Below are 22,373 nucleotides of genomic sequence, written 5' to 3'. Positions count from 1 at the left end.
GGCCTGACCCGGGACAAGGGAGGATAATCCAGATGAAACACGCCCTTTTTGGCGCGATGGTTGCTGCTGCGCTGGCGATGCCGGCTTTTGCCAATGATTACACGATCATGGCCCCGGCCAGCCCCGGCGGCGGGTGGGATTCCACCGCGCGCACCATGCAGGAAGTGATGCAGGCGGAAGGCATTTCCGGGTCGGTTCAGGTGACGAACGTCCCCGGCGCGGGTGGCACGGTGGGCCTTGCGCAATTCGTGGCGAGCGCGTCGGGTGATGCGTCGCAGTTGATCGTCGGTGGTTATGTGATGGTGGGGGCGATCCTGACCAATGCCTCGCCGGTGTCGCTGGCCGATGTCACGCCGGTTGCACGGCTGACGGGTGAAGCGGTGGCGATCGTGGTTCCGGCGGCCTCGCCCATTCAGGATATCAAGGGGTTGGTCGATGCCATGGTTGCCGATCCGGGTGCGGTAAGCTGGGCCGGTGGGTCGGCGGGTGGTGTGGACCATATCACCGTGGGCCTTCTGGCCAAGGCGGCGGGCATTGATCCGACCAAGATCAACTATATCGCCTTCTCGGGCGGTGGCGAGGCGACGGCGGCCATCCTTGGCAATCAGGTGACGGCGGGTGTGTCGGGTCTGGGCGAGTTCCTGCCGCAGGTTGAGGCGGGCACGATGCGCCTTCTGGCCGTGTCGTCGGATGCGCGGATCGAGGGCGTGGATGCGCCGACGCTGGCCGAGGCGGGCTATGACGTGGTGGTGCAGAACTGGCGCATGGTCGCCGCCGCGCCGGGCCTGAGCGACGAGCAGAAGGCGCAGGTGCAAGCTGATATCGAAAAGCTTGCGAAATCCGCGGGTTGGCAGCAGGCGCTGGCGACGAAAGGCTGGGCTGACACCTATCTGGCCGGTGCCGATTTCGAGGCGCAGCTTGCCAAGGAAATCGAAGCGACGACGGCTGTCCTCAAGGACATCGGTCTGGTGCAATGACACCGCAAGGTGCCAAGGGACGCCGCCCCGACGGGGCGGCGTTCGTTATTGCGGCGGCCTTGGTGGGGCTTGGGCTGCTGCTGATCTGGGACGGCGCGCGCGTGCCGGCACGGGCGGGATATTCCGGTGTCGGGGCGGGTGATGTGCCCAAACTGATCGGGGCGGTCCTTGTTTTGCTGGGGATTGGCACGGGGATCGAAGGTTGGCGCAATCCGGGGCCTGCGCGGCCAAAACAACATCCGGTGCCGCTGATCTGGCTGTTGGGCGGGATGGCGGCGATGGTTGCCACGATCCACACGATCGGTTTCATCCTTGGATCGACGATCCTGTTCACCTGCGCGGCGGCGGCCTTTGGCGAGCGGCGGTTCCATATCGCTATCCCTTCGGGCCTTGTCCTTGGCTTTGTCATCTACGCTGCTTTCGACGTCCTGTTGCAGTTGAACCTGCCGGGCGGGCCGATCGAGATGGCGATATTCGGGCGCTGAGATGGATACGTTTTCCTTTCTTCTTCAGGGGCTTGGCACCGCGTTCGAACCGATGATGCTGCTTTATGCGCTGATCGGGGTGACGCTGGGCACAGCCGTGGGCGTGCTGCCGGGAATCGGGCCTGCGCTGACGGTGGCGCTGCTGCTGCCGGTGACCTATGGGCTGGATGCGGCTGGGTCGCTGATCATGTTCGCGGGCATCTATTATGGCGGGATGTATGGGGGGTCGACGACATCGATCCTGCTGAACACGCCGGGCGAAAGTGCGTCGGTCATCACGGCGCTGGAGGGCAACAAGATGGCCCGGGCCGGGCGGGGCGGGCCTGCGCTGGCCACTGCCGCGATTGGGTCTTTTGTGGCTGGATTGATCGCCACGCTGCTCTTGGCCTTTCTTGCGCCGCATGTTGTGAAGCTGGCGTTGATCTTCGGGCCGAGGGAGTATTTCGCGCTGATGGTGCTGGCTTTCGTCACCGTGTCGGCCGCCTTCGGGGAAAGTGCCTTGAAAGGATTGGTGTCTCTTTTCATAGGCTTGGCGCTGGCCATGGTGGGCATCGACCAATTGACCGGGCAGACGCGGCTGGCCTTTGGGGTGCCGCAACTCTTGGACGGGATTGAGGTGACGACGCTGGCGGTGGCGATGTTTGCCTTGGGTGAGGCCTTGTTCGTGGCGGCGCAGGGGCCGGGGAATGACGGGGCGGTTCTGGCAATCAAGGGGCGGGTGAAGATGACCGCCGAGGATTGGCGGCGGTCGTGGAAGGCCTGGTTGCGTGGCACGGGGATCGGCTTTCCCATTGGATCGATGCCTGCGGGAGGGGCGGATATCGCGTCCTTCCTGTCTTATGCGACAGAGCGGAACCTGACCAAGCACCCGGAAGAGTTTGGAAAGGGCGCGATTGAGGGGGTGGCCGGGCCGGAGGCTGCGAACAATGCCGCCGCTGCTGGGACGCTGGTGCCGCTGCTGACTTTGGGCCTGCCAACGACGGCGACAGCGGCGATCATGTTGGCGGGGTTCCAGCAGTTCGGGCTGCAGCCGGGGCCTTTGCTGTTTGCCACGGCGCCGGACCTTGTCTGGGGGCTGATCGCGTCGCTTCTGGTGGCTAACGTCATGCTTTTGGTGCTGAATCTGCCGCTGATCCGGTTCTGGATCTTGCTGTTGAAGATCCCGCAGCCATGGCTTTACGGCGGGATCCTTGTCTTTGCGACGCTGGGCACGCTGGGGGTGAATCCGTCGCCTGTGGAGCTGACCATGCTCGTTCTCTTCGGGACGCTGGGATACCTGATGCGGCTTTACGGCTATCCCATCGCGCCGGTGGTGGTGGGGTTGATCCTTGGCCCGATGGCCGAGCAGCAGTTGCGGCGGGCGCTGGCGATTTCGCAGGGGGACCCGATGACCTTGGTGCAATCGCCCATCGCGGCGGGGCTGTTGGCGCTGGCGGCGGTGGCCTTGATCGTGCCGATGATCCTGCGGGCGCGGGGGCGGGGCGATGTGCTGGCGCAGGTCGGCGCTGCCGAGGACTGAAGCGGGGGCGGCGGAAAACGGTTAAGGTAACCGTTTTCCGCCGCCTTTTCAGGGATTTGGCCGACAACGGCTGTGCCCTGTTTTGTGCCGGGTTTTGTGCAGCAAAGTGTTCATACCGATTTTTGCGTGAAATCGGTTGGCGGCATGGTTAACCGTGCGCTGGCGCACATAGAGCATCCCGCCCGATGGCGGGTTTTCCTTTCTCTGGGGAAAGGGATCAGAGCAGGGGCGGGTTCGCGCTGCCGAAGAATTCCACCGTGGTGAAGCACAGCACGCTGTCGCCGATATTTTCCAGATCATGGGTCATCGACTCGCCCTTGCCAAAGCTGAAATGGCGGGTGTCGCCCAGATCATAGGTGACCTCGGCCACCCGTCCGTCGGCATAGCGTGACCGGGCGCGGCCTGGTGTGGTGGCCGTCCAGAAATAGTCCTGCACATGGGTGTGGAAGGGCAGGCGTTCGCCCGGTTGCAATTCGATCAGCCAGACGCGGACCCGGTCGCTTTCCGACACGATGCGGGAGCCTACGCGACCATTGCTGCGGCCCTGTTCCAGTTCGGTCAGCAATTCGGGCGTCCAATGGGGGCCGGAAAAATCTTGCGCTGGGGTGTGGGGCGTCATCGCATCCTCCGCTTCGAGATTGCTTCTTCGTCTGGCTCTTCTTATTTATAGTGCGATAAATAGAGGGTGGCCAGAGGAAAGGGAGCGGTGGCATGACGGGGAAGGCGCTGGTCTGCGGCGGGTCGATTGGCGGGCTGTTCGCGGCGGCGGCCCTGCGGCGCGCGGGCTGGCAGGTTGAGGTGTTCGAGCGCACGGGGGTGGAGCTTTCGGGGCGCGGCGCTGGGATCGTGACGCATGACGTGCTGGTGGCGGCGCTTCGGGCGGTGGGTGTGGATGTGGCCGATCTGGGCGTGGCGGTCGAGGATCGGGTGACATGGGATTTGGCGGGCCGCGAGGTGGGGCGGTTGCGCCTGCCGCAGGTGGTGACCTCATGGGATCGCATTCACCGGGGTTTGCGGGCGCTGATGCCGGAGGGGACGCATCATATGGGCCGGGCGGTGGCGGGTTATGCGCAGGATGCGGATGGCGTGACGCTGCACTTTGCCGATGGGCGTGCGGCGCGGGGCGATGTGCTGGTGGGGGCGGATGGGTTCAGGTCGGCGATCCGGGGGCAGATGCTGCCTGAAGTACAGCCCGTCTATTCCGGCTATGTGGTCTGGCGGACCTTGGCCCATGAGGCGGACTTGCCCGTGCAGGTGCGCGAGGAGGTGTTCCCGCATTTCGGGTTTCACCTGCCAACGGGGGGGGAGTTCATCGGCTATCCCATCGCGGGGCCGGAGAATGACCTGCGACCGGGGCATCGGCGGTACAATTTCGTCTGGTATGTGCCGGTAGAGCCGCGCGCCTTGCGTGACATGCTGACGGATGGGGAGGGCGTGCTGCATTCCGTGTCAATCCCGCCGCCACTGGTGCGGGAGGATGTCGTGTCGGCGATGATGGCTGATGCAGAGGCGCGGCTGGCGCGGCCTTTTGTAGAGATCTTGCGGGTGGCCGAGCGCCCCTTTTTCACGCCGATCTATGACCATGTCTCGCCCGTGATGGCTGAGGGGCGGGTGGCGCTGACGGGGGATGCGGCCTGCGTGGCACGGCCCCATGTGGGGATGGGGGTGACGAAGGCTGCTTGCGATGCGCTGGCCTTGGCGCGGCATCTGGCTGGGGCGGGGGATGTGGCGGCGGCGCTGGCGGCCTATTCGGCGGAACGGGTGCCCGAGGCCGAGAAGGCATGGTCGCGGTCACGGCGGCTGGGGGCTTATCTGTTTGATGATCCGCCGGGGGGGAATGCGGATGGTGCGAACAACCGCCATCAGGAGGAGATCATGCGCGATACGGCGGTGATGGTGGAATAGGGGGGGTGCGGGGGGGCCGGAGGCGGCCCCCCCGGCCCGGTTCGTTACACGCGCAGTTCTTCGTAGCTGGTGGCGACATGGGCCTGCCAGTGGGGGCGCACCTGAAGGCGTGCGACCCATGCGGCGACTTTGGGGTTGGCGGCGATCACCTCGGGGGCGAGGTCGTTCAGGCGATACATCAGGCTGCCGGGCGCGATGTCGGCCATGCTGAAATCGGCCCCGGCCAGCCGCCCGTCATCATCGATCCCGCGCGCGAGTTCGGTGAGGGCGGCGGCGATGTCCTTCTTGGCGGCCTCTTGTGCGGCGGCGCTTTGCTGATCGGCAGGGGTGCGGACCAGTTGCCAGAACAGCCGGATGAAGGGCGGTTGCAGCACGGTCGAGGTGAAGTCGAGCCATGAATCGGAGGCGGCCATCGCGGCGGGCGTGCCAAGGTGCAGGGCATGGTCCTTGGGCGCGTGCCACAGGCCCAAGTGGCGCAGGATGGCATGGCTGTCCCAGATGGCGAGGGGGCCGTCTTGCAGGACGGGCACCTTGCGGGTGGGGGTGAGGGCGGTGAATTCCGCGCCGTCGGTGCCACCATAGCGGCCCCCCACGATGCGGTGTTCGTAAGGCAAGCCCAATTCGGCCAGCGCCCAGAGCGCCTTTTGCACATTGGCCGAGCTGGCGCGGCCCCAGAGGATGAATGTCATTTGATTGCCTGTGGATTGATGGGGGAGCCTGCCGCGCCGGGGATGTGGAGCGGCGGGGCGGTGAAGAAGAATTCATAGACCCCATCGGCAGCGCAGTCTTCTGCCAATTCCTTGACGTAGAAAATCTCGCCCATGGAAATGCCGATGGCGGGGATGACGACCCAGTGCCAAGGCTGGTTCGCCTCGTCGCATTCGTTGGGGCGGACTTCGCAGCCCCAGGTATCGGCGCAGATCGCGGCGATGTCGTGCTGACGAATCCAGTAGGCGGTTTCAAAGGCAAGGCCGGGGGCATCGCCGCCCGCGTAGCCCGTCCAGTCGGCGGCGGCGAGGCAGCGTTCCTGATGACCGGTGCGGATGATGACGAAATCGCCCTTGCGGATTTCCACGCCCTGCGCGGCGGCGCAGCCGTCAAGGTCGGCATTGGTGACGGGATAGCCGTCGGGAAGGCTGTCGAGTCCCTTCCAGCGCGCGATGTCGAGAAGGACGCCGCGACCGACCATCTTGTCGCGGACATGTTCGATGCCAAGGCGGGCGGCACCTGCCACGGTCACGTCGGTGGCGGGGTAGCCGTTATACATCTTGTCATCGAGGAAGATGTGGCAGAGCGCGTCCCATTGCGTCGATCCCTGACAGGGCAGGTTGATCGCGTCATCGGCGTAGCGGAGGTATTTCTTGCCGTCCCCGTCCTGCGCGCCGATCACGGCATCGGTCCCGGTGGCGAGCATCTGGTGGATCATGTTCCAGCGCCCGCCGAAAAGGCCGGACTGGATCTTTTCCTTCAGGTTCAGGCCAAGGGCGAAGGTCTTGCCCTTGCGGATCAGGCCAGCGGCGCGGACCACGTCTTCGGGGCTGACATTGTTCAGCGTGCCGATCTGGTCATCCGCCCCCCAGCGGCCCCAATTCGACAGCTCTTTCGCGGCCTTGTAGATATCGTCGCGGGTGTATTTCGCCATCGGACCCTCCCCCTTGCGCCCTGCGTTATTTATCGACTGAAAAATAAAACGGAAGGCGCGTCAATAGGTCTGCGGTGGGGAAACTTGCCGCCCTAGGGCGGAATTTGTTATCAATCGATAACGGGCGGCGAAGTTGGCCCTGTGCGGAAGGGGTGCGCGATGAAGGATGAACGGCCTGAGGGGGCGGAAAAGCCGCGCAGGCGGCGTTTGCCTTCGGACGAGCGGCGGCGCGAGTTTGTCACGCGAGCGGTGGAATTCTTTGCCGAAGAGGGCTTTGAAAGTTCGACGCGTGGGTTGGCCAAGCGGCTGGGGGTGACGCAGCCGCTGCTTTATCGCTATTTCCCAAGCAAGGAAGACCTGATCCACGAAGTCTATGAGACGGTCTATGTGAACCGCTGGCAGCCGGAATGGGCGACCCTGATCGGGGATCGGTCGCGGCCTTTGGCGGATCGGCTGAACGAATTCTACAACGCTTATACCGATGTGATCTTTAACCGGGAATGGATGCGCATCTATCTGTTTTCCGGGCTGAAGGGCGTGGATATCAACCGCCGCTACATGCAGCTTGTCCGGCATCGCATCCTAGAGCCAATCGTGATCGAGGCGCGGGCAGAGGCGGGATTGCCAGAGGCCGTGCCGCGCGATGACGAGGTGGAGTTCGCTTGGGTCATGCATGGCGGTATCTTCTATTACGGCGTGCGCGATCTGATCTATGAAAGCTGCGTTTCCGCCGACAAGCGGCAGGTGATCGCGGATGCGGTGGCGGCCTTTCTGCATGGGCTGGCGCTGAAGCGGGGCTGATTTCCGAAAAGGTCGAGGGTTGGCGCGTTTCCGGGGATGGAAACGGGCTTGCCAGATGCTGTTCGGCGGTTAAGTTATAGATCGATAAACAAGGGCGGGGTCGGCGTGGCGGGAGGGTTGCGCGGGCCACCGTAACGGGGGGGCGCATGAAGGCTGCGGAGTTCGGATATCTGCGACCGGGGCGGATCGAGGATGCTTTGCAGGCATTGGCCGCAGGCGAGGGCGGGGCGATGCCCTTGGCCGGGGGCCAGAGCCTGATGCCCATGATGAATTTCCGGGTGGCGATGCCCGAGCGTCTGATCGATCTGGGGGCCTTGGCCGAGCTGCGGGGCATCTGTGATGGAGGTGGGCATCTGGTGATCGGGGCGATGACGCGCTGGTCGGACCTGATGGCGTCGGAAGAGATTGCCAAGGAGGTGCCGCTTCTGGCGCGCGCGCTGCCTGAGATTGCGCATCCGGCGATCCGCAATCGGGGCACGATTGGCGGGTCGGTTGCGCTGGCCGATCCGGCGGCAGAGGTGCCTGCGGTTCTGCTGGCCTTGGAGGGGGTGGTGGTGCTGCGATCGCTGACGGGAGAGCGGCGGGTGGCGGCGGGCGATTTCTTCCTTGGCCATTACGAGACCGCGCGGGGGCCGGGTGAGTTGATCGTGGCGCTGGAAGTGCCGAAGGCCGGGGAAATGCGGTTCGGTTTCCACGAGATCGGGCGGCGGCATGGGGATTTCGCACTGGCCGGGGCGGCAGTGGCCGTGACGATGGAGGGCGCACGGGTGGCGGAAGCGCGCATCGCGCTGTTTGGGGTGGCGGATCGGGCGATCCGCGCGACAGGGGCCGAGGTCGCTTTGCGGGGCGCGGCGCTGGGCGATGGCACGGCGCTGGACCGGGCGGTGGCGGCGCTGGCCGAGATTGACTTTGCGGGGGACATCCATGCCTCGGCCCCGATGCGGCGGCATCTGGCAGGCGTGGCGATAAGGCGGGCATGGGCGGAGGCTGTGGCATGACAGGGATGGCGCGGCTGACCTGCCGGGTGAATGGCGAAGAGGTGCGGGCCGATGTGCCCGTGCGGCGGAATCTTCTCGATTTCCTGCGCAACGATCTGGGGCTGACGGGCAGCCATGCGGGTTGCGAGCATGGGGTCTGCGGGGCCTGCACGATCCTTGTGGATGGGGTGACGGTGCGGGGCTGCCTGATGCTGGCGGTGCAGGCGGAAGGCTGCGAGGTGGTGACGGTGGAGGGGCTGGCGGATAGCGGGCGGTCGGCGGCGCTGGCGGCGGCCTTCACGGCACGCAATGCGTTGCAATGCGGGTTCTGCACGCCGGGGATGATCGCCTCGGCCCTTGAATATATCGAAGGCGGCGGGGGGCCGGATCGGGCGGCGATACGGGCGCATCTGTCGGGGAATTACTGCCGCTGCACCGGCTATCAGGCGATTGTCGAGGCGGTGTGCGATGTGATCGGGGGGGATGCGGCATGACGGGGCCTGCAACGATCTTTGACCGTCCGAACCGCTATATCGGGAAGGCGGAGCCACGGGCGGATGCGGCGCGGCTGTTGCAGGGGCGCGGGCGGTTTGTCGATGACATCCAATTGCCGCGGATGGTGCATGCGGCCTTTCTGCGCAGCCCGCATGCGCATGCGCGGATCGTTTCGCTGGATGTCACCGAGGCACGGGCCATGCCGGGGGTGGTGGCGGTCTGGACCGGGGCCGAGATGGCGGCGCATGTGACGCCTTGGGTGGGGGTTCTGACGCATCTGGCGGGGCTGCGGTCGCCGCCGCAGCCTGCGATGGCGGTGGATGTGGTGCGCTGGCAGGGGGAGCCTGTGGCGATGGTGGTCGCGGCCAGCCGGGCAGAGGCCGAGGATGCGGTGGAGCGGATCGAGGCGGATTATGAGCCGATCCCCGCCGCGGTGCGGATGGAAGAGGCGCTGTCGCCGGATGCCCCCGTGATCCATCCGGAGTTCGGGTCTAATCTGGCTTGGGAGCGGCGGGTGGAGGTGGGGGACATGGCCGCCGCCATGGCCCAACCCGGCGTGCGGGTGGTGGAGCGGACGTTCCGCTTTGGCCGCCATACGGGCGTGACGCTGGAGCCGCGCGCGACGGTGATGGACTATGACCCCGGCGAGGGACGGCTGACCATGCATTATTCGGGGCAGGCCCCGCATATGATGCAGGTGATCCTGTCGCGCCATCTGGGGATGGCGGAGGAGGATATCCGCGTCATCTCGAACGATGTGGGGGGCAGTTTCGGGATCAAGATCCACACCTATGGCGATGAGATCGCGGTGGGCGCGGCGGCGAAACTGCTGCGTCGTCCGGTGAAATTCGTGGCGGACCGGATGGAGAGTTTCCAGACCGATATCCATGCCCGCGACCATGTGGTGACGGGGCGGATCGGGGTGCATCCCGATGGGCGGATTGCGGGGCTGGAGATTGATGACCTGACGGGGATCGGGCCGTTTTCGATGTATCCGCGCACCTCGGCTATCGAATGCAATCAGGTGTTGAACCTGACCGGGGCGCCCTATCGGATGGAGGCCTATCGCGCGCGGGGGCGGGTGGTGTTCCAGAACAAGAACATGATGTGCCAATACCGCGCGGTGGGCCATCCCATCGCGATGGCGGTGGCGGATGGGCTTTTGGACGATGCCGCGCGGGCCTTGGGCATGGACCCGGTGACGATCCGGCAGCGGAACCTGATCCCGGATGGGGATTATCCGACGACCTCGGCTTCGGGGATGAAGCTGGATGATCTGTCGCATCAGAAGACCTTGGCCAAGCTGGTGGAGGTGATGGGATACGATGCCCTGCGGGCCGATCAGGCGGCGGCGCGGGCGCGGGGGGTGCATCGGGGGATCGGTATCCTGTCGATGGTGGAGGTGACGAACCCGTCGCCCATGTTCTATGGCGTGGGCGGTGCGGCGATTGCCAGCCAGGACGGGGCGACGGTGCGGCTGGATGCCGGGGGGGCGTTGCATATCTCATCCTCGGTGACCGAGCAGGGGCAGGGGACGAATGCCATCCTTGCCCAGATCGCGGCGGGGGTGTTCGGCGTCGATATCGGGCGGGTCAAGGTGACGACGGGGGATACCGCGACGGTACCTTATGGCGGCGGCACTTGGGCGTCGCGCGGGGCGGGGATCGGCGGTGAGGCGATGCTTCTGGCGGCGCAGGCGTTGAAGGAGCAGGTGCTGGCCGTGGCAGGGGTGATGTTGCAGGCAGGGGTGGAGACGTTGGACATCCGCGAGGGCCGCATCGTGGATGCGGCGACCGGGGCGGAGCGGATGGGTTTGGCCGATCTGGCGCGCACGGTCTATTACCGGGGGAATGAGCTGCCCGCCGACCTGAAGCCCGAACTGATCGCCACGCGGCATTACCGGGTGTCAGACATGCCCTTTGTCTTCACCAATGGGGCGATGGCGGCCTATGTCGAGGTGGATACCGAGACGGGCTTTACCAAGGTGCTGGGCTTTTGGGCGGTGGAGGATTGCGGGCGCGTCATCAACCCCATGCTGGTGGATGAACAGGTGCGCGGCGGCGTGGTGCAGGGGATCGGCGGGGCGCTGTACGAGGAATGCCTTTACGACGATCAGGGCCAGCTTTTGAACACGACGATGGCGGATTACCTGGTGCCGATGGCGGCCGAGATGCCCGATATCGTGGTGGCGCATGTGGAAACGCCCACCAAGACATCCTTCCTTGGCGCGAAGGGCGCGGGCGAGGCAGGGACGGGCGGCGCACCGGGGGCCATTCTGAACGCGGTGAATGACGCGCTGGAACCTTTGGGGACAAGCGTTTGGCAGATGCCGATCACGCCAGAGCGGGTGCTGCGCGCGCTGGGGGTGGTGGCGGATTGATCGCCCTTTGGCGGCGGCGGTTTATTCCGCCGTCCAGCCGCCATCGACGATCAGGTGCGTCCCGGTGATCAATGCGGCAGCGTCTGAGGCGAGGAAAGTGATGGGGCCCATCAGATCCTCGACCTCTCCGACCCGACCAAGCTTGATCTTGGAGAGAATCCAAGCCTTGCGTTCGGGGTTTTTCAGCGTCTGTTCGGCCAAGGGCGTGCGGATGAAGGTGGGGCAGAGCGTGTTGACGCGGATGCCATGCGCCGCCCATTCCAGCGCCATGGCCTTGGTCATGCCTTCCAGCGCGTGCTTGTTGGCGCAATAGACGGCGCGGTCGGGGCCGCCGACATGGCCCATCTGGCTGCTGATGTTGATCAGGCTGCCGGGTTTTCCGGCGGCGATCAGGCCGCGCGCCACCTCGCGCGTCAGGAAATAGGCCGCGCGGAGGTTGAGGTTCATGGCGGCGTCGTAATCTTCGGGCGTGGTGTCCAGCGCCGGGGCATGGCGGGCCAGGCCTGCGGAATTCACGAGGATGTCGAAGGGGCCATGCGCGGCCACCATCGCGGCGGTGGCGGCAAGGTCGGTGATGTCGAGTGCGGTCGCATCCGCCTGCGCGCCGCTGGCACGGAGCGCGTCGCGGAGGGTTTCCAGTTCGGCGGGGCGGCGGGCGACGAGGTGGACATGCGCGCCCGCCTCGGCCAGTGCGGCGGCGGCGGCAAGGCCGATGCCGGACGAGGCCCCGGTGACCAGCGCGCGGCGTCCATCAAGGCGGAAGGACGGGGTGCGGGGAAGCGCGGTCATTCCGCCGCCGCCCCATAGGGCACGTTGCGCCCGCCGTAGCGGCGGACACGGATGTTGCATTGTTCGGCATGGCCGACAAAGCCTTCGAGCATGCAGAGGCGCGAGCCATAGGCGCCGATCATGGCCGCCGCCTCATCCGTGAGAACCTTTTGATAGCTGTGGGTTTTCAGGAACTTGCCGACCCAAAGCCCGCCTGTGTAGCGGCCTGCCTTTTTCGTCGGCAAGGTGTGGTTGGTGCCGATCACCTTGTCGCCATTGGCGACATTGGTGCGGGGGCCGAGGAACAACGCGCCATAGCTGTGCATGTGGTCGAGGAACCAGTCGTCGCGATCCGTCATCACCTGCACATGTTCGGAGGCGATGAAATTGGCCTCGGACAGCATTTCTTCGTACGTGTCGCAGAGGACGACTTCGCCATAGTCACGCCAGCTTGCCGATGCAGTTTCCGACGTGGGCAGGATTTTCAGAAGGCGGTCGATTTCGGCCATCGTGCCTTCGGCCAGTTTGCGGGAATTGGTGATCAGGACGGCGGGGGAGTTGTAGCCGTGTTCGGCCTGACCCAGAAGGTCGGTGGCGCAAAGTTCGGCATCCACGGTGTCATCGGCGATGACCATGGTTTCGGTGGGCCCTGCAAAAAGGTCGATGCCGACGCGGCCAAAGAGTTGGCGTTTGGCTTCGGCCACATAGGCGTTGCCGGGGCCGACGAGCATATCGACAGGCTTGATGGTTTCGGTGCCGATCGCCATGGCACCGACGGCCTGCATGCCACCCAAGACGTAAATCTCATGCGCGCCGCCCAAATGCATGGCGGCGACGATGGCGGGGTGGGGTTCGCCCTTCACCGGCGGGGCCGAGGCGATGATGCGCGGCACGCCCGCGACAGAGGCTGTCAGGACGGACATATGGGCGGAGGCGACCATGGGAAACTTGCCCCCCGGCACGTAGCAGCCCACCGATTGCACGGGGATGTTGCGATGGCCGAGGATCACGCCGGGGAGGGTTTCAACCTCGATATCCTTGAGCGCGGCGCGCTGGGCTTGGGCGAAGGTGCGGATCTGGGTTTGGGCGAAGCGGATATCCTCCATATCGCGGGGGGCGACTTTCTGGATCGCGGCCTCGATTTCCGAGGGGGTCAGGCGGAAGGAGGGGGGGCTGTATTTGTCGAACTTGGCGGAAAGGTCGCGGATGGCGGCGTCGCCGCGCTGTTCGATATCGGCCAGCACGGTTTCGACGGTGGCGCGGACGGCGGCATCATCTTCGGCGCGTTGATCGGCGGGTTTGCCACGTTTGAGATAGGTGATGGTCATGGGTTGGTCTTTCGCATGGTCCTTGGGCGGCCCGCGTCAGAGCATGACGCGGGGCAGCCAATTGGCGAGTTGCGGGATCGTAAGGACGAGGAAGGCCGCCAGCAGGATCAGCAGGAAATAGGGGGTGGAGCCTGCGAAGATCTTCGACAGCGTGGCCGAAGGGTCGGCGACCGACCCGCGGACGGTGTAGACGAGGATGCCGAAGGGTGGGGTCAGAAGCCCGGCTTCGATGACAAGGATGCCGAAAATGGCGAAGGCCAGCGGGTCGATCCCCATGCCCATGGCCAAGGGGGCAAAGATCGGCACGGTGAGAAGGATGATCGAGACGGAGTCGATCAGCATCCCCAGCACCAGCCAGATCAGCGCCATGAGGAGGAGGATCATGTAGGGGGCAAGATCGGCCCCAAGGAAAAGGCCTTGGATATAGTTGACCCCGCCGCCCATGGCGAGGAGGCGGGAATACATCTGCGCGGTGATGAGAAGGATCATGATCGGCGCGGTGGTGCGGCCTGCTTGGAACAGCGAATCCATGAATTCCTTGCGGCGCATGCCCTTGATGAAGCCGATGATCAGGGCGCCGACGGCGCCGAAGGCGGCGGCCTCGGTCGGGGTGAAGGCCCCGGTCCAGATGCCCCCGATGACGAGAAGGACAAGGCCAAGGATGCCCAAGCCGCCGATCAGTTCCGACCGCGCCTCGGCCTTTGTGGCGGGGACGAGGGGGGCGTCAAAGCGGGGGGCGATGGTTGGGTTGCGGTAGGCAGAGATGATGACATAGGCCGCGAAGAGGGCGGCCAGCAAAAGGCCCGGCACGATGCCCGCAACGAAGAGGGCGCCCACGCTCATTTCCGTCAGGATGGCCCAGACGATCAGAAGGACGGAGGGCGGGATCAGCATGCCAAGGCAGGCGGACCCAGCGACGACGCCAAGCGAGAAGGTCTGCTTGTAGCCCGCCTTGCGCATTTCGGGATAAGCGATGCGCGAGAAGGCGGCGGCGGCGGCGATGGAGACGCCCGTCACGGCGGCGAAGATCGTGTTGCCCGCGATGGTGGCGATGGCAAGCCGTCCGGGCAAGCGGCGCAGGGCGCGGTCGCAGATGCGATAGAGGTCGCCCGCCGCGCCTGAGCGCGAGATGAAATCGCCCATCAGGACGAATAGCGGAATGACGGCGAAGATATCCTTGCGGATCGCCTCATAGGCCGTCAGCCCAAGGATCGACAGCGCGATGTCGAGATTGCCGAGCATCAGCCAGACGCCAAGAACCGAGCAGGCCGCCAGCGCGATGGCGATATGAAAGCCGCCGAGGATCAGAAGGATCAGGAGGCCGAGCATCCACAGAACGATATCGCCGCCCATCAGGCATCCCCCCCGCGTTCGGAGCCGCGGATGGCGCCCGGTGCTTCTTCGTCATTCATCAGCCGACCAGCAAGATCGAGCGCGATCATCCAGAGATAGGCGATCACCGTCAGGGCCGAGAGGACCAGGATGATGCCGCGCACGGGCCATGTTGGAACGCGCAAGGCCCCTTCGCCTTCATATTCACCGATGCGATAGGCGGTTTGGAATTCCGGCCAGCTTGAGGCCACAAGGGCGGCAAAGATCGCGGCCCCAAGGAGGCACGCGAGGACGCGCATCAGGCGGCGCAGGACGGGCGGCAAGAGCCCGACAAGGATCGGCGTGCGCAGCATGGAGCCGGAATAAACGGCCAGAGGCAATTGCAGGAAGGTGATCGCAACCACCGAATTTTGCAGGATTTCTTTCGTCCCCGGCACGGGGGCATTGAAAAGCCCGCGGCCTAGCGCGTCAGCGCAGACGGTGACCGCCAGCGCGAGGATCCAGAAGCAGGACAGGATATGAAGCCCCCTTGCGAGGGTGATATTCGCGTTCATGGATCCCTCCCCGACCCTGCCGCAAAGCGCAATGGCATGGGACGCTAATCCAAGATCGTCCTTGGTCAAGAGCAAATTAGCATTCGATAAATAAGATTGCCCAAGCGGGATTCTCTGTCTTGACCGGATAGCGATTCTGTGGGGGAATGCGCTCGTTTAGCGAATGATAAATAAGCGGGGCGGCAGTGATGGGGCGGGGAGGCCCCTGCCGCGTTGGCTTGTCCAGACAAGGGAGGAGTGCATGATGACAGCGCGCATTAAGGGGCGTTTGACGGGGCTTTTTGTCGGTGCGGCGGCCATGGCGCTTGCCTCATCGGTGGCGGCAGAGACCTTCACGCTGCGGATCGGGGCGGGGCATCCGAACGGGCCGACCGTCTATGTCAATGACACCGCGAATTTCTTCGTGCCCGAGGTGAAGCGCCGGGTGGCCGAGCGGACGGAGCACGAGATCGAATTCGTCGAAGGCTATGGCGGGGCGATTGCCGGGGTGGCCGATACGCTGGAAGCGGTGGAGAGCGGGCTTCTGGATATCGGGGCCTTCTGCATGTGCTTTGAGACCTCGAAGCTTTTCCTGCACAACTTCCCCTATTACGCACCTTTCGGGCCGCAGGATTCCGCGCAGGCGATGCAGACCGTGCGGCAGGTCTATAACGAGGTGCCGTGGCTGACTGAGGCCTTCACCAAGGATTACGGGCAGGTTCTGCTGGGGCTGCATGGCTGGGACAACTATCACCTTGGCACGGTCGAGCCGTGGTCGACCTTGGATGACCTGAAGGGTGTGAAGATTGCGGGCGCGGGGCCGAACCTGCCTTGGCTGGAAACGGCGGGCACGGTTCCGGTGCAATCGGCGCTGCCGGATGGCTATATGTCGATGCAGACCGGGGTCTATTCGGGCTGGATCATGTTCCCGTCGGGTTATCTGGGGTTCAAGTTCTATGAACCTGCGCCGAACTTCACGCTGATCGGCTTTGGCGCGATGGGGGTGAATGCGCTGACGATGAATGCGGCGTCGCTGTCGCGTCTGCCCGAGGATGTGCAGGCCATCATCCGCGAAGTGGGTGCGGAATATGAGGCGGCGGCGGGTGCCAACCTGAACGCGGCGCAGGAGCGCGGGCTGACCGGGCTGAAGGAGGCGGGCGCCAATATCGTGGAGCTTGCGCCCGAAGCGCGGCAGGCTTGGGCGGAAACGATGGCGGGCTTCCCGGCGCGGATGGCTGCGGATGGCGACGGGCGCGGGATGCCTGCGTCGGATGTTCTGAAGGCCTATATCGCGGCGGTCAGCGCGGCGGGTTACTCTTGGCCGGTGGAATATAAGATCGACTGACACGGGCGGGGCGCGGGTCGTTGGCCTGCGCCCCATCCCCTTTCTGCACAGATGGACGGAACCATGATCCTGTCGGACCGTATCCCTTACGTCGCGGCACCCGATCGCCCGCGCCTGACCCTGCCCGATGGCGCGCGTGTCGCGGTTTGGGTGATCGTTAATGTCGAACATTGGAACATCACGCGGGCCATGCCGCGCACCGTTCTGCCGCCGCCAATGGGCCAGCCCCTTTTGCCGGATGTGCCGAACTGGTCTTGGCATGAATACGGGATGCGCGCCGGGTTTTGGCGGCAGCATCGGGCGCTGACCTCGCGCGGGATTCCGGCGGTGCTGGCCCTGAACGGGAAGGTCTGCGACAGCTATCCCCGCGTGGCGGAAGCCGCGCTGGAGGCGGGGTGGGAGTTCATGGGGCACGGGTTCGAGCAGGGACCGATGCACAGGCTTGAGGATCAGCATGACGCGATCCGCCGCGCGCAGGACCGGATCGAGGCGTTTTGCGGCTATCGCCCGCGCAGCTGGGAAAGCCCCGGCCTTACGGAAACCGAGGCGACGCTGGACCTGTTGCGCGCCGAAGGGGTGGAGTATGTGGCGGATTGGGTGATCGACGATCTGCCGCAGCGGATCGAGACGCCGCATGGGCCGATCACCACGGTGCCTTACACGGTGGAGATGAATGACATCACCGTATTCGCCCTGCAACAGCACAGCGCCGAGGAATTCCTGACGCGGGGGATTGCGCAATATGATCGGCTGCATGCCGAAGGGGCCGAGAATGCGCGGGTGATGGCGATTTCGATCCACCCCTATATCACCGGGGTGCCGCACCGGATCGGCGTTTTGGAGCGGCTTCTGGATTATATCGGCGAAAAGGGAGGGGCCAAGTTCATGACCGCCTCGCAGATCGGCGATTGGTACGGGGCCGAGATGGCGCGGGTCGGTTAGACCCCGCGCTGTCAGGTGGAGGTCAGGCCGTGGAAGGCGCCGCGCTGGAACACCAGCGGCGTGCCGTCGCGGCGGCGGAGGGTGAGGACCTCGGCCACCATGATCTCGTGATCGCCGCCGGGGTGGCGGGCCACGGTGCGACATTCGACATGGGCCAGCGCGCCGGTCAGGAGGGGGGCGCCGGTCTGGCCGGTTTCGGTGGGGATGCCTGCGAATTTGTCGTCCGAGGGGCGGGCGAATTGCAGGGCGATCTGGCGCTGGTCTTCGGCAAGGATGTTGACGGCGAAGTGGTCGGTGGTGCGGAAGGCGTGCAGGCTGGGGGCCTTGAGTGCAAGGCTCCAGAGGATCAGCGGCGGGTCGAGGGAGACGGTGTTGAAGGAGGAGGCGGTGACGCCCACACGCGTGCCGTCGGCGGTTGTAAGTGTCATGACGGTCACGCCGGTGGGGAAGGCCCCCATCACGTCGCGGTAAAGCGACGGGTCGGGATGGCGAAGGTCCGTCATGGCTGTGGCGGTAAGCGTGGCCGGGTTCACCACTTGCATGGTGGCCTCCTGTTCGTTTCCTGTTCTGCGCAAGTGGCAAGATAGGGCAGGACAGTGATCGCAAGTAATAATAAGATTTTCACCCAACCATGAGGAACGGTGATAGCTATGAACTTTCGTCAGCTGGCCACCTTTGTCGGCATCTATGAGGACGGGTCGTTCAACAAGGCGGCGCGGCGGTTGAACGCCACGCAATCGGGCCTGTCGGTGCAGATCCGCAATCTGGAAGAGACGATGGGGACGGTTCTGTTTGAACGGTCGGCCAAGGGGGTGCAGCCGACGCTGGCGGGGCGCAGGCTCTATGCCACGGCGGTGGAGGTGCTGCGGCAACTGGATCGCGTGGGGTTGGAGTTGCGCGACCTGTCGGGGCAGATCACGGGGCCGTTGCGCGTCGGGCTGATGCCAACCTTCACGCGGGGTCTGCTGGCCCCGGTGTTGAGCGGATACATGGCCGAGCATCCGAATGTGGACGTGTCGGTGGTAGAGGCCTATTCGGCGGTCCTGATGGACAAGGTGGCGGAAGGCGAGGTGGATTTCGCCGTGGTGCCGCGCAGCGCCGAGCGCGATGGGATCAGGGCGCGGGACTTGGGTGAGGATCGGGAGATTCTGGTCACGCGGGCCGGGGGCAGGTTGCGGCATCTGGAGCCTGCGCGGCTGACGGAGTTGGGGCCATTGAACCTTGTGCTGCCCCTGCGCGGCAATGCGCGGCGGGATCGGCTGGACCGGGCGTTTGAAACGATGGGGGTGAAGGTCAATTCCATCCTTGCTATGGATGCGATGATCGCGACCTTGGATTTCGTGGCGAGTTCTGATTACGCGACGATCCTGCCGCAGACGATTTGCGGAAAGGATCTGGAGGGGCGGCTGCGCTGGTTGCATCCGATTGAGGGGCCAGTCCTGACGGTGGGCTATTCCATCATCGAACCCGCCCGCCGTGCCCCGACGCCTGCGGCAACGGAATTCATCGCCCATCTGGAAGCCGAATATCGCCGCAGCGCGCGGCAATGGGATGAGATCATCGCGTCGATCCCCCGCCGCTGACGAGGTATCACCGAATGCGATGGGGCCTATAGAAATTTATCGTTTCTTGTAAATATCTCTTTCCCGCTAGTTTCAGGGTTCTTCGCAGATGAGAGGGGACCCGATGCAACTTGGCTTTTTCACCATGCCCATCCACCCGCTGGACAAGGACTGGCGGCAATGCCTGCGCGAGGATCGGGATGCATTCGTTCTGGCTGATGAGCTGGATTTCGCAGAGGCCTATGTTGGCGAGCATGTGACCGACAAGGCGGAGAACATCACCTCCTCCGTCGTCTTTATCGCCGCGCTAGTGGACCGGGTGAAGAAGATGCGGCTGGGCACCGGGACGGTGAACCTGCCGAACACCCATCCCGCGCATGTGGCGGCGCAGATCGCGATGTTGGATCACCTTCTGGATGGGCGGTTCAATTTCGGGATCAGCCCCGGCGGTCTTCTGTCGGATGCCGAGATTTTCGGGAACCTCGACAATGACCGGAACGCCATGTTCCTTGAGGCGATCGACATGGTGCTGGCGCTGTGGCGGGAAAAACCGCCCTATGCGTTGAAGGGGCGGTTCTGGAACATCACGACCGAACGCACGGTGATGGAAGAGATCGGGCAGGGCATCGTGGGGCAGCCCTTGCAGCGCCCGCATCCGCCTATTGTGGTGACGGCGGTGGCGCCGTTTTCCAAGGGCGTGACGGCGGCGGCGGCGCGGGGTTGGGACCCGATCTCGGCCAACTTCCTGATGCCGCGCTGGGTCGCGACGCATAAGGACAGCTATATCGAAGGCTGCGCGCAGGGCGGGCGGACGGCGGACCTTGCCAATTGGCGGGTGGCGAAGTCGGTCTTTGTGGCCAAGGACATGGAGACGGCGCGCAACTATGCGCGCAACCCCGACAGCCCCTATGTGTTCTACTATCGTCAGCTTTTGACCAAGCTGAAGAAGAACGGACGGGCGAACCTGTTCAAGGATGACCCGTCCATGCCGGATGATGCGGTCACGCTGGATTATGTGCTGGATCGGCTGGTCTGCTATGGCACGCCGGACAAGGTGGCGGATGAACTTCTGGCCTTCCGCGAAGAGGTGGGGCGGTTTGGCACGCTGCTTTATGCGGGGCATGACTGGGCCGATGTCGGGCTGGCGCGCGAGTCGATGCGGCTTTTGGCCGAAGAGGTGCTGCCGCGCGTCAACGATGCCGAGAAGGTGGCGGAGGCGGCGGAATGACCCGCTTTACCGTCGATACCGGGGGCGTGGCCCTGTCGGCGCAGGTGGATGGGGCAGAGGGGAAGCCGTGGCTTCTGCTGTCCAATTCACTGGCTGCGGATCTTGGCATGTGGGACGACCAGATTGCCCACCTGACCCGCACGCATCGGGTTCTGCGCTATGACACGCGGGGGCATGGGCAAAGCGCGGCGCCCGTTGGCCCTTATTCGTTTGACGATCTGGTGGCGGATATGGTCGCCCTCTTGGATCATGTCGGGGCAGAGCGGGCCGATGTGATGGGCCTGTCGCTTGGTGGCATGACGGCGCTGGGGTTGGGGCTTGCGCATCCGGGGCGGGTGCGGCGGATGGTGGTCTGCGATGCGCGGGCCGATGCGCCGCCGCCATTTGTGCAAAGCTGGGACGACCGGATCGCCGGAATTCGCGCGGGTGGCATGGCGTCGATCGTGGAGGGGACGCTGGCGCGGTGGTTCACCCCTGCGGCGGATCCGTCCGTTCCGGCACGGGCGAAGGCGATGATCCTTGCCACCTCGCCCATCGGGTATGAGGGCTGCGCGGGGGCGTTGAAGCGGCTGGATTATCTGCGGCATCTGGGCGGGATGACGGTTCCCGTTCGCTTTATCGTGGGGGCCGAGGATATGGGGGCCCCGCCTGCCGTGATGCGGGCGATGGCCGAGGCGACGCCGGGCGCGTCTTTCGCCGAAATCCCCGGCACCGCGCATGTGCCGAATATGGAGAACCCGGCGGGTTTTGCGGCGGCCTTGGGCGATTTTCTGGGGGCGGCATGACGACGGTCGGGCTGATCGGGCTGGGTATCATGGGGATGGCCTATGCGGGGAACCTGTCCCGCAAGGGGTTTTCCCTTGTGGGATATGACCCGATGGCCGAGGCGCGGGCGCGGCTGGCCGCGCTGCCCGGCGCGGTGGCGGTGGATAGCCCCGCCGAGGTTGCGGCGCAGGCGGATGTGATCCTGATGGCGCTGCCCTCTGTCACGGCGCTGGAGGCGGTGGTGGAGGCGATGGCCCCGGCGCTGCGCCCCGGTCAGGTTCTGGCGGAGATGGGCACATTGCCCATTCCGGCGAAAGAGGCCGCGCGGGACCGGATGGCCGAATGCGGGGCCGTGCTGATGGATTGCCCCGTGTCCGGCACGGGGGCGCAGGCGGAAAAGGGTGATCTGGTCGTCTATCTATCTGGGCCAGAGGCGGCAGGGGCGCGGCTGCGTCCGGTGCTGGAGGCGATTGCGAAGGATATCCGCGCGGTTGGCCCCTTTGGCAATGGGATGAAGCTGAAGCTGGTGGCGAACCTTTTGGTGTCGATCCACAACCTAGCCACGGCAGAGGCGCTGCTTTTTGCGCAGCGGCAGGGGCTGGATTTGCGGATGGTCTATGATGCCATCGCGGGCGGCGGTGCCGCGACAAGCCGGATGTTCGAGGTGCGCGGGCCGTTGATGATCGAGGATCGGTATGAACCGGCCACGATGAAGATGGACGTCTACATGAAGGATGTGGCGCTGATCCTTGAACAAGCGCAGGCGGTGGATGCACCCATCCCCCTGATGGCGGCGACGGTTCCCTATTACGAGGCGGGGCTGACGCAGGGGCGGCACAAGCAGGACACGGCGGCATTGTTTGCCGTTCTGGCGCAATTGGCAGAGGAGGGGGCGTCATGCTGACCTTGGAAATTGCGGATCGGATCGCAGATGGCACGCTGGCGGCCGGGCGCGCGAAGGGAGCGCAGCCCTTGACGGTGGTGGTGCTGGATGCGGGCGGTCATGTGGTTGTGGCCAAGCGGGCCGACAATTCCGGCATCCTGCGGATCGAGATCGCAACGGGCAAGGCCTATGGCGCGCTGGGCTTCGGCCTGCCGAGCCGGGTGCTGTTTTCCCGCGCGCAGGAAAACCCCAATTTCTTCAACGCGGTGGCGATGGCGTCGGGCGGGCGGCTGGTGCCGAATGCGGGCGGCGTCCTGTTGCGCGACGGCGAGGGCCGGATCGTCGGCGCGGTGGGCGTCAGCGGGGATACGGCGGATATGGATGAGATCTGCGCCTTGGCGGGGATCGAGGGCAGCGGCCTGACCGGGGATGTCGGGCGCGGCTGAGGGAGGGGCCGCCCACGCCTTGGGGAGGAAGGCGCGGGCGGTCAAGGGAATGCAAGGGGG

Annotated in this window: 23 protein-coding genes; 15 read left to right on the top strand and 8 right to left on the bottom strand. The window is 65.1% G+C overall.

The window, feature by feature from the left end; all coding sequences use genetic code 11:
* Positions 1-32 precede the first annotated feature (32 nt).
* The 3 genes from QF092_RS09180 to QF092_RS09170 are packed head-to-tail and all read left to right on the top strand — an operon-like array spanning position 33 to position 2,981.
* Entirely contained in the window at positions 33-977 is a 945-nt protein-coding gene (locus QF092_RS09180; protein ID WP_281469628.1) for a Bug family tripartite tricarboxylate transporter substrate binding protein, read from the top strand.
* Entirely contained in the window at positions 974-1,462 is a 489-nt protein-coding gene (locus QF092_RS09175) for a tripartite tricarboxylate transporter TctB family protein (protein ID WP_281469626.1), read from the top strand. Before QF092_RS09180 ends, QF092_RS09175 begins: the two co-directional genes overlap by 4 nt.
* A 1-nt stretch (position 1,463) precedes the next feature.
* A complete protein-coding gene (locus tag QF092_RS09170; RefSeq protein WP_281469624.1) occupies positions 1,464-2,981 on the top strand; it encodes a tripartite tricarboxylate transporter permease in 1,518 nt (505 codons plus the stop codon).
* Positions 2,982-3,198: 217 nt separating this feature from the next.
* Here the strand turns inward: QF092_RS09170 and QF092_RS09165 are convergent, their stop codons facing one another.
* Positions 3,199-3,600: a cupin domain-containing protein gene (locus QF092_RS09165; protein WP_281469622.1), complete on the bottom strand. Its 402-nt coding sequence runs from the start codon at positions 3,598-3,600 to the stop codon at positions 3,199-3,201.
* A 92-nt stretch (positions 3,601-3,692) separates the two neighbouring features.
* On the opposite strand from QF092_RS09165, the gene QF092_RS09160 reads away from it, so the two are divergent.
* Positions 3,693-4,886 carry an FAD binding domain-containing protein gene (locus QF092_RS09160; protein ID WP_281469620.1) on the top strand — a complete coding sequence of 398 codons (1,194 nt, stop codon included), beginning with the start codon at positions 3,693-3,695 and terminating at the stop codon, positions 4,884-4,886.
* A gap of 44 nt (positions 4,887-4,930) precedes the next feature.
* Here the strand turns inward: QF092_RS09160 and QF092_RS09155 are convergent, their stop codons facing one another.
* Together QF092_RS09155 and QF092_RS09150 are read right to left on the bottom strand one after the other, a co-directional pair.
* Positions 4,931-5,575: a glutathione S-transferase family protein gene (locus QF092_RS09155; RefSeq protein WP_281469619.1), complete on the bottom strand. Its 645-nt coding sequence runs from the start codon at positions 5,573-5,575 to the stop codon at positions 4,931-4,933.
* Entirely contained in the window at positions 5,572-6,528 is a 957-nt protein-coding gene (locus QF092_RS09150; RefSeq protein ID WP_281469617.1) for a cyclase family protein, read from the bottom strand. Before QF092_RS09150 ends, QF092_RS09155 begins: the two co-directional genes overlap by 4 nt.
* A gap of 159 nt (positions 6,529-6,687) precedes the next feature.
* Between QF092_RS09150 and QF092_RS09145 the strand changes: the two genes are divergently transcribed.
* The 4 genes from QF092_RS09145 (at position 6,688) to QF092_RS09130 (ending at position 11,181) form a co-directional block, all read left to right on the top strand.
* A complete protein-coding gene (locus QF092_RS09145) occupies positions 6,688-7,329 on the top strand; it encodes a TetR/AcrR family transcriptional regulator (RefSeq protein WP_281469615.1) in 642 nt (213 codons plus the stop codon).
* Between the two features lie 146 nt (positions 7,330-7,475).
* Entirely contained in the window at positions 7,476-8,327 is an 852-nt protein-coding gene (locus tag QF092_RS09140) for an FAD binding domain-containing protein (RefSeq protein ID WP_281469613.1), read from the top strand.
* Positions 8,328-8,332: 5 nt separating this feature from the next.
* Positions 8,333-8,800 (top strand): (2Fe-2S)-binding protein, encoded by a 468-nt coding sequence (locus tag QF092_RS09135; protein WP_474198319.1) that lies wholly within the window; start codon positions 8,333-8,335, stop codon positions 8,798-8,800.
* Positions 8,797-11,181, top strand: a complete 2,385-nt coding sequence (locus QF092_RS09130; RefSeq protein ID WP_281469609.1) for a xanthine dehydrogenase family protein molybdopterin-binding subunit — start codon at positions 8,797-8,799, stop codon at positions 11,179-11,181. Before QF092_RS09135 ends, QF092_RS09130 begins: the two co-directional genes overlap by 4 nt.
* Positions 11,182-11,202: 21 nt before the next feature.
* Here the strand turns inward: QF092_RS09130 and QF092_RS09125 are convergent, their stop codons facing one another.
* From QF092_RS09125 to QF092_RS09110, 4 genes are read right to left on the bottom strand one after another with little or no spacing between them, the layout of a single operon-like run.
* Complete coding sequence (locus QF092_RS09125; RefSeq protein WP_281469608.1) at positions 11,203-11,970, bottom strand: SDR family NAD(P)-dependent oxidoreductase; 768 nt, start codon at positions 11,968-11,970, stop codon at positions 11,203-11,205.
* Positions 11,967-13,277, bottom strand: coding sequence for a histidinol dehydrogenase (hisD, locus tag QF092_RS09120; RefSeq protein WP_281469606.1), 1,311 nt, complete (start codon positions 13,275-13,277; stop codon positions 11,967-11,969). Before hisD ends, QF092_RS09125 begins: the two co-directional genes overlap by 4 nt.
* A gap of 36 nt (positions 13,278-13,313) precedes the next feature.
* Positions 13,314-14,630, bottom strand: a complete 1,317-nt coding sequence (locus QF092_RS09115) for a TRAP transporter large permease (RefSeq protein WP_281469604.1) — start codon at positions 14,628-14,630, stop codon at positions 13,314-13,316.
* Complete coding sequence (locus QF092_RS09110; RefSeq protein WP_281469602.1) at positions 14,630-15,163, bottom strand: TRAP transporter small permease; 534 nt, start codon at positions 15,161-15,163, stop codon at positions 14,630-14,632. Before QF092_RS09110 ends, QF092_RS09115 begins: the two co-directional genes overlap by 1 nt.
* A gap of 241 nt (positions 15,164-15,404) precedes the next feature.
* On the opposite strand from QF092_RS09110, the gene QF092_RS09105 reads away from it, so the two are divergent.
* Complete coding sequence (locus tag QF092_RS09105; protein ID WP_281469601.1) at positions 15,405-16,487, top strand: C4-dicarboxylate TRAP transporter substrate-binding protein; 1,083 nt, start codon at positions 15,405-15,407, stop codon at positions 16,485-16,487.
* Between the two features lie 51 nt (positions 16,488-16,538).
* Positions 16,539-17,429 (top strand): polysaccharide deacetylase family protein, encoded by an 891-nt coding sequence (locus tag QF092_RS09100; protein WP_281469600.1) that lies wholly within the window; start codon positions 16,539-16,541, stop codon positions 17,427-17,429.
* An 11-nt stretch (positions 17,430-17,440) separates the two neighbouring features.
* On the opposite strand, the gene QF092_RS09095 is transcribed toward QF092_RS09100, so the two are convergent.
* Positions 17,441-17,971, bottom strand: a complete 531-nt coding sequence (locus QF092_RS09095) for a flavin reductase family protein (RefSeq protein WP_281469599.1) — start codon at positions 17,969-17,971, stop codon at positions 17,441-17,443.
* Positions 17,972-18,079: 108 nt separating this feature from the next.
* Here QF092_RS09095 and QF092_RS09090 point away from each other — a divergent pair, with 108 nt between their 5' ends.
* The 5 genes from QF092_RS09090 to QF092_RS09070 all read left to right on the top strand — a co-directional run bounded on the left by QF092_RS09090 (position 18,080) and on the right by QF092_RS09070 (position 22,313).
* Complete coding sequence (locus tag QF092_RS09090) at positions 18,080-19,012, top strand: LysR family transcriptional regulator (protein WP_281469598.1); 933 nt, start codon at positions 18,080-18,082, stop codon at positions 19,010-19,012.
* A gap of 103 nt (positions 19,013-19,115) precedes the next feature.
* The gene (locus QF092_RS09085) at positions 19,116-20,219 is read left to right on the top strand and encodes an LLM class flavin-dependent oxidoreductase (protein WP_281469597.1); all 1,104 of its coding nucleotides are present in this window, start codon (positions 19,116-19,118) and stop codon (positions 20,217-20,219) included.
* Entirely contained in the window at positions 20,216-21,004 is a 789-nt protein-coding gene (pcaD, locus tag QF092_RS09080; RefSeq protein WP_281469596.1) for a 3-oxoadipate enol-lactonase, read from the top strand. The genes QF092_RS09085 and pcaD overlap by 4 nt, the downstream gene beginning before the upstream one ends.
* Positions 21,001-21,888 carry an NAD(P)-dependent oxidoreductase gene (locus tag QF092_RS09075; RefSeq protein WP_281469595.1) on the top strand — a complete coding sequence of 296 codons (888 nt, stop codon included), beginning with the start codon at positions 21,001-21,003 and terminating at the stop codon, positions 21,886-21,888. Before pcaD ends, QF092_RS09075 begins: the two co-directional genes overlap by 4 nt.
* Positions 21,882-22,313 carry a GlcG/HbpS family heme-binding protein gene (locus QF092_RS09070; protein WP_281469594.1) on the top strand — a complete coding sequence of 144 codons (432 nt, stop codon included), beginning with the start codon at positions 21,882-21,884 and terminating at the stop codon, positions 22,311-22,313. The genes QF092_RS09075 and QF092_RS09070 overlap by 7 nt, the downstream gene beginning before the upstream one ends.
* Positions 22,314-22,373: the final 60 nt, after the last annotated feature.

Source organism: Fuscovulum ytuae, from assembly GCF_029953595.1.
GTDB lineage: Bacteria > Pseudomonadota > Alphaproteobacteria > Rhodobacterales > Rhodobacteraceae > Paragemmobacter > Paragemmobacter ytuae.
The sequence above is the reverse complement of the archived record's forward strand: the minus strand, read 5'-3'. Positions and strand labels throughout refer to the sequence as shown.

What these genes read in the sequence shown, in the direction of transcription:
- QF092_RS09180 (WP_281469628.1), top strand. Translation starts at nt 33, where the DNA reads ATGAAACACGCCCTTTTTGGCGCGATGGTTGCTGCTGCGCTGGCGATG.
- QF092_RS09175 (WP_281469626.1), top strand. Translation starts at nt 974, where the DNA reads ATGACACCGCAAGGTGCCAAGGGACGCCGCCCCGACGGGGCGGCGTTC.
- QF092_RS09170 (WP_281469624.1), top strand. Translation starts at nt 1,464, where the DNA reads ATGGATACGTTTTCCTTTCTTCTTCAGGGGCTTGGCACCGCGTTCGAA.
- QF092_RS09165 (WP_281469622.1), bottom strand. Translation starts at nt 3,600, where the DNA reads ATGACGCCCCACACCCCAGCGCAAGATTTTTCCGGCCCCCATTGGACG.
- QF092_RS09160 (WP_281469620.1), top strand. Translation starts at nt 3,693, where the DNA reads ATGACGGGGAAGGCGCTGGTCTGCGGCGGGTCGATTGGCGGGCTGTTC.
- QF092_RS09155 (WP_281469619.1), bottom strand. Translation starts at nt 5,575, where the DNA reads ATGACATTCATCCTCTGGGGCCGCGCCAGCTCGGCCAATGTGCAAAAG.
- QF092_RS09150 (WP_281469617.1), bottom strand. Translation starts at nt 6,528, where the DNA reads ATGGCGAAATACACCCGCGACGATATCTACAAGGCCGCGAAAGAGCTG.
- QF092_RS09145 (WP_281469615.1), top strand. Translation starts at nt 6,688, where the DNA reads ATGAAGGATGAACGGCCTGAGGGGGCGGAAAAGCCGCGCAGGCGGCGT.
- QF092_RS09140 (WP_281469613.1), top strand. Translation starts at nt 7,476, where the DNA reads ATGAAGGCTGCGGAGTTCGGATATCTGCGACCGGGGCGGATCGAGGAT.
- QF092_RS09135 (WP_474198319.1), top strand. Translation starts at nt 8,333, where the DNA reads ATGGCGCGGCTGACCTGCCGGGTGAATGGCGAAGAGGTGCGGGCCGAT.
- QF092_RS09130 (WP_281469609.1), top strand. Translation starts at nt 8,797, where the DNA reads ATGACGGGGCCTGCAACGATCTTTGACCGTCCGAACCGCTATATCGGG.
- QF092_RS09125 (WP_281469608.1), bottom strand. Translation starts at nt 11,970, where the DNA reads ATGACCGCGCTTCCCCGCACCCCGTCCTTCCGCCTTGATGGACGCCGC.
- hisD (WP_281469606.1), bottom strand. Translation starts at nt 13,277, where the DNA reads ATGACCATCACCTATCTCAAACGTGGCAAACCCGCCGATCAACGCGCC.
- QF092_RS09115 (WP_281469604.1), bottom strand. Translation starts at nt 14,630, where the DNA reads ATGGGCGGCGATATCGTTCTGTGGATGCTCGGCCTCCTGATCCTTCTG.
- QF092_RS09110 (WP_281469602.1), bottom strand. Translation starts at nt 15,163, where the DNA reads ATGAACGCGAATATCACCCTCGCAAGGGGGCTTCATATCCTGTCCTGC.
- QF092_RS09105 (WP_281469601.1), top strand. Translation starts at nt 15,405, where the DNA reads ATGATGACAGCGCGCATTAAGGGGCGTTTGACGGGGCTTTTTGTCGGT.
- QF092_RS09100 (WP_281469600.1), top strand. Translation starts at nt 16,539, where the DNA reads ATGGACGGAACCATGATCCTGTCGGACCGTATCCCTTACGTCGCGGCA.
- QF092_RS09095 (WP_281469599.1), bottom strand. Translation starts at nt 17,971, where the DNA reads ATGCAAGTGGTGAACCCGGCCACGCTTACCGCCACAGCCATGACGGAC.
- QF092_RS09090 (WP_281469598.1), top strand. Translation starts at nt 18,080, where the DNA reads ATGAACTTTCGTCAGCTGGCCACCTTTGTCGGCATCTATGAGGACGGG.
- QF092_RS09085 (WP_281469597.1), top strand. Translation starts at nt 19,116, where the DNA reads ATGCAACTTGGCTTTTTCACCATGCCCATCCACCCGCTGGACAAGGAC.
- pcaD (WP_281469596.1), top strand. Translation starts at nt 20,216, where the DNA reads ATGACCCGCTTTACCGTCGATACCGGGGGCGTGGCCCTGTCGGCGCAG.
- QF092_RS09075 (WP_281469595.1), top strand. Translation starts at nt 21,001, where the DNA reads ATGACGACGGTCGGGCTGATCGGGCTGGGTATCATGGGGATGGCCTAT.
- QF092_RS09070 (WP_281469594.1), top strand. Translation starts at nt 21,882, where the DNA reads ATGCTGACCTTGGAAATTGCGGATCGGATCGCAGATGGCACGCTGGCG.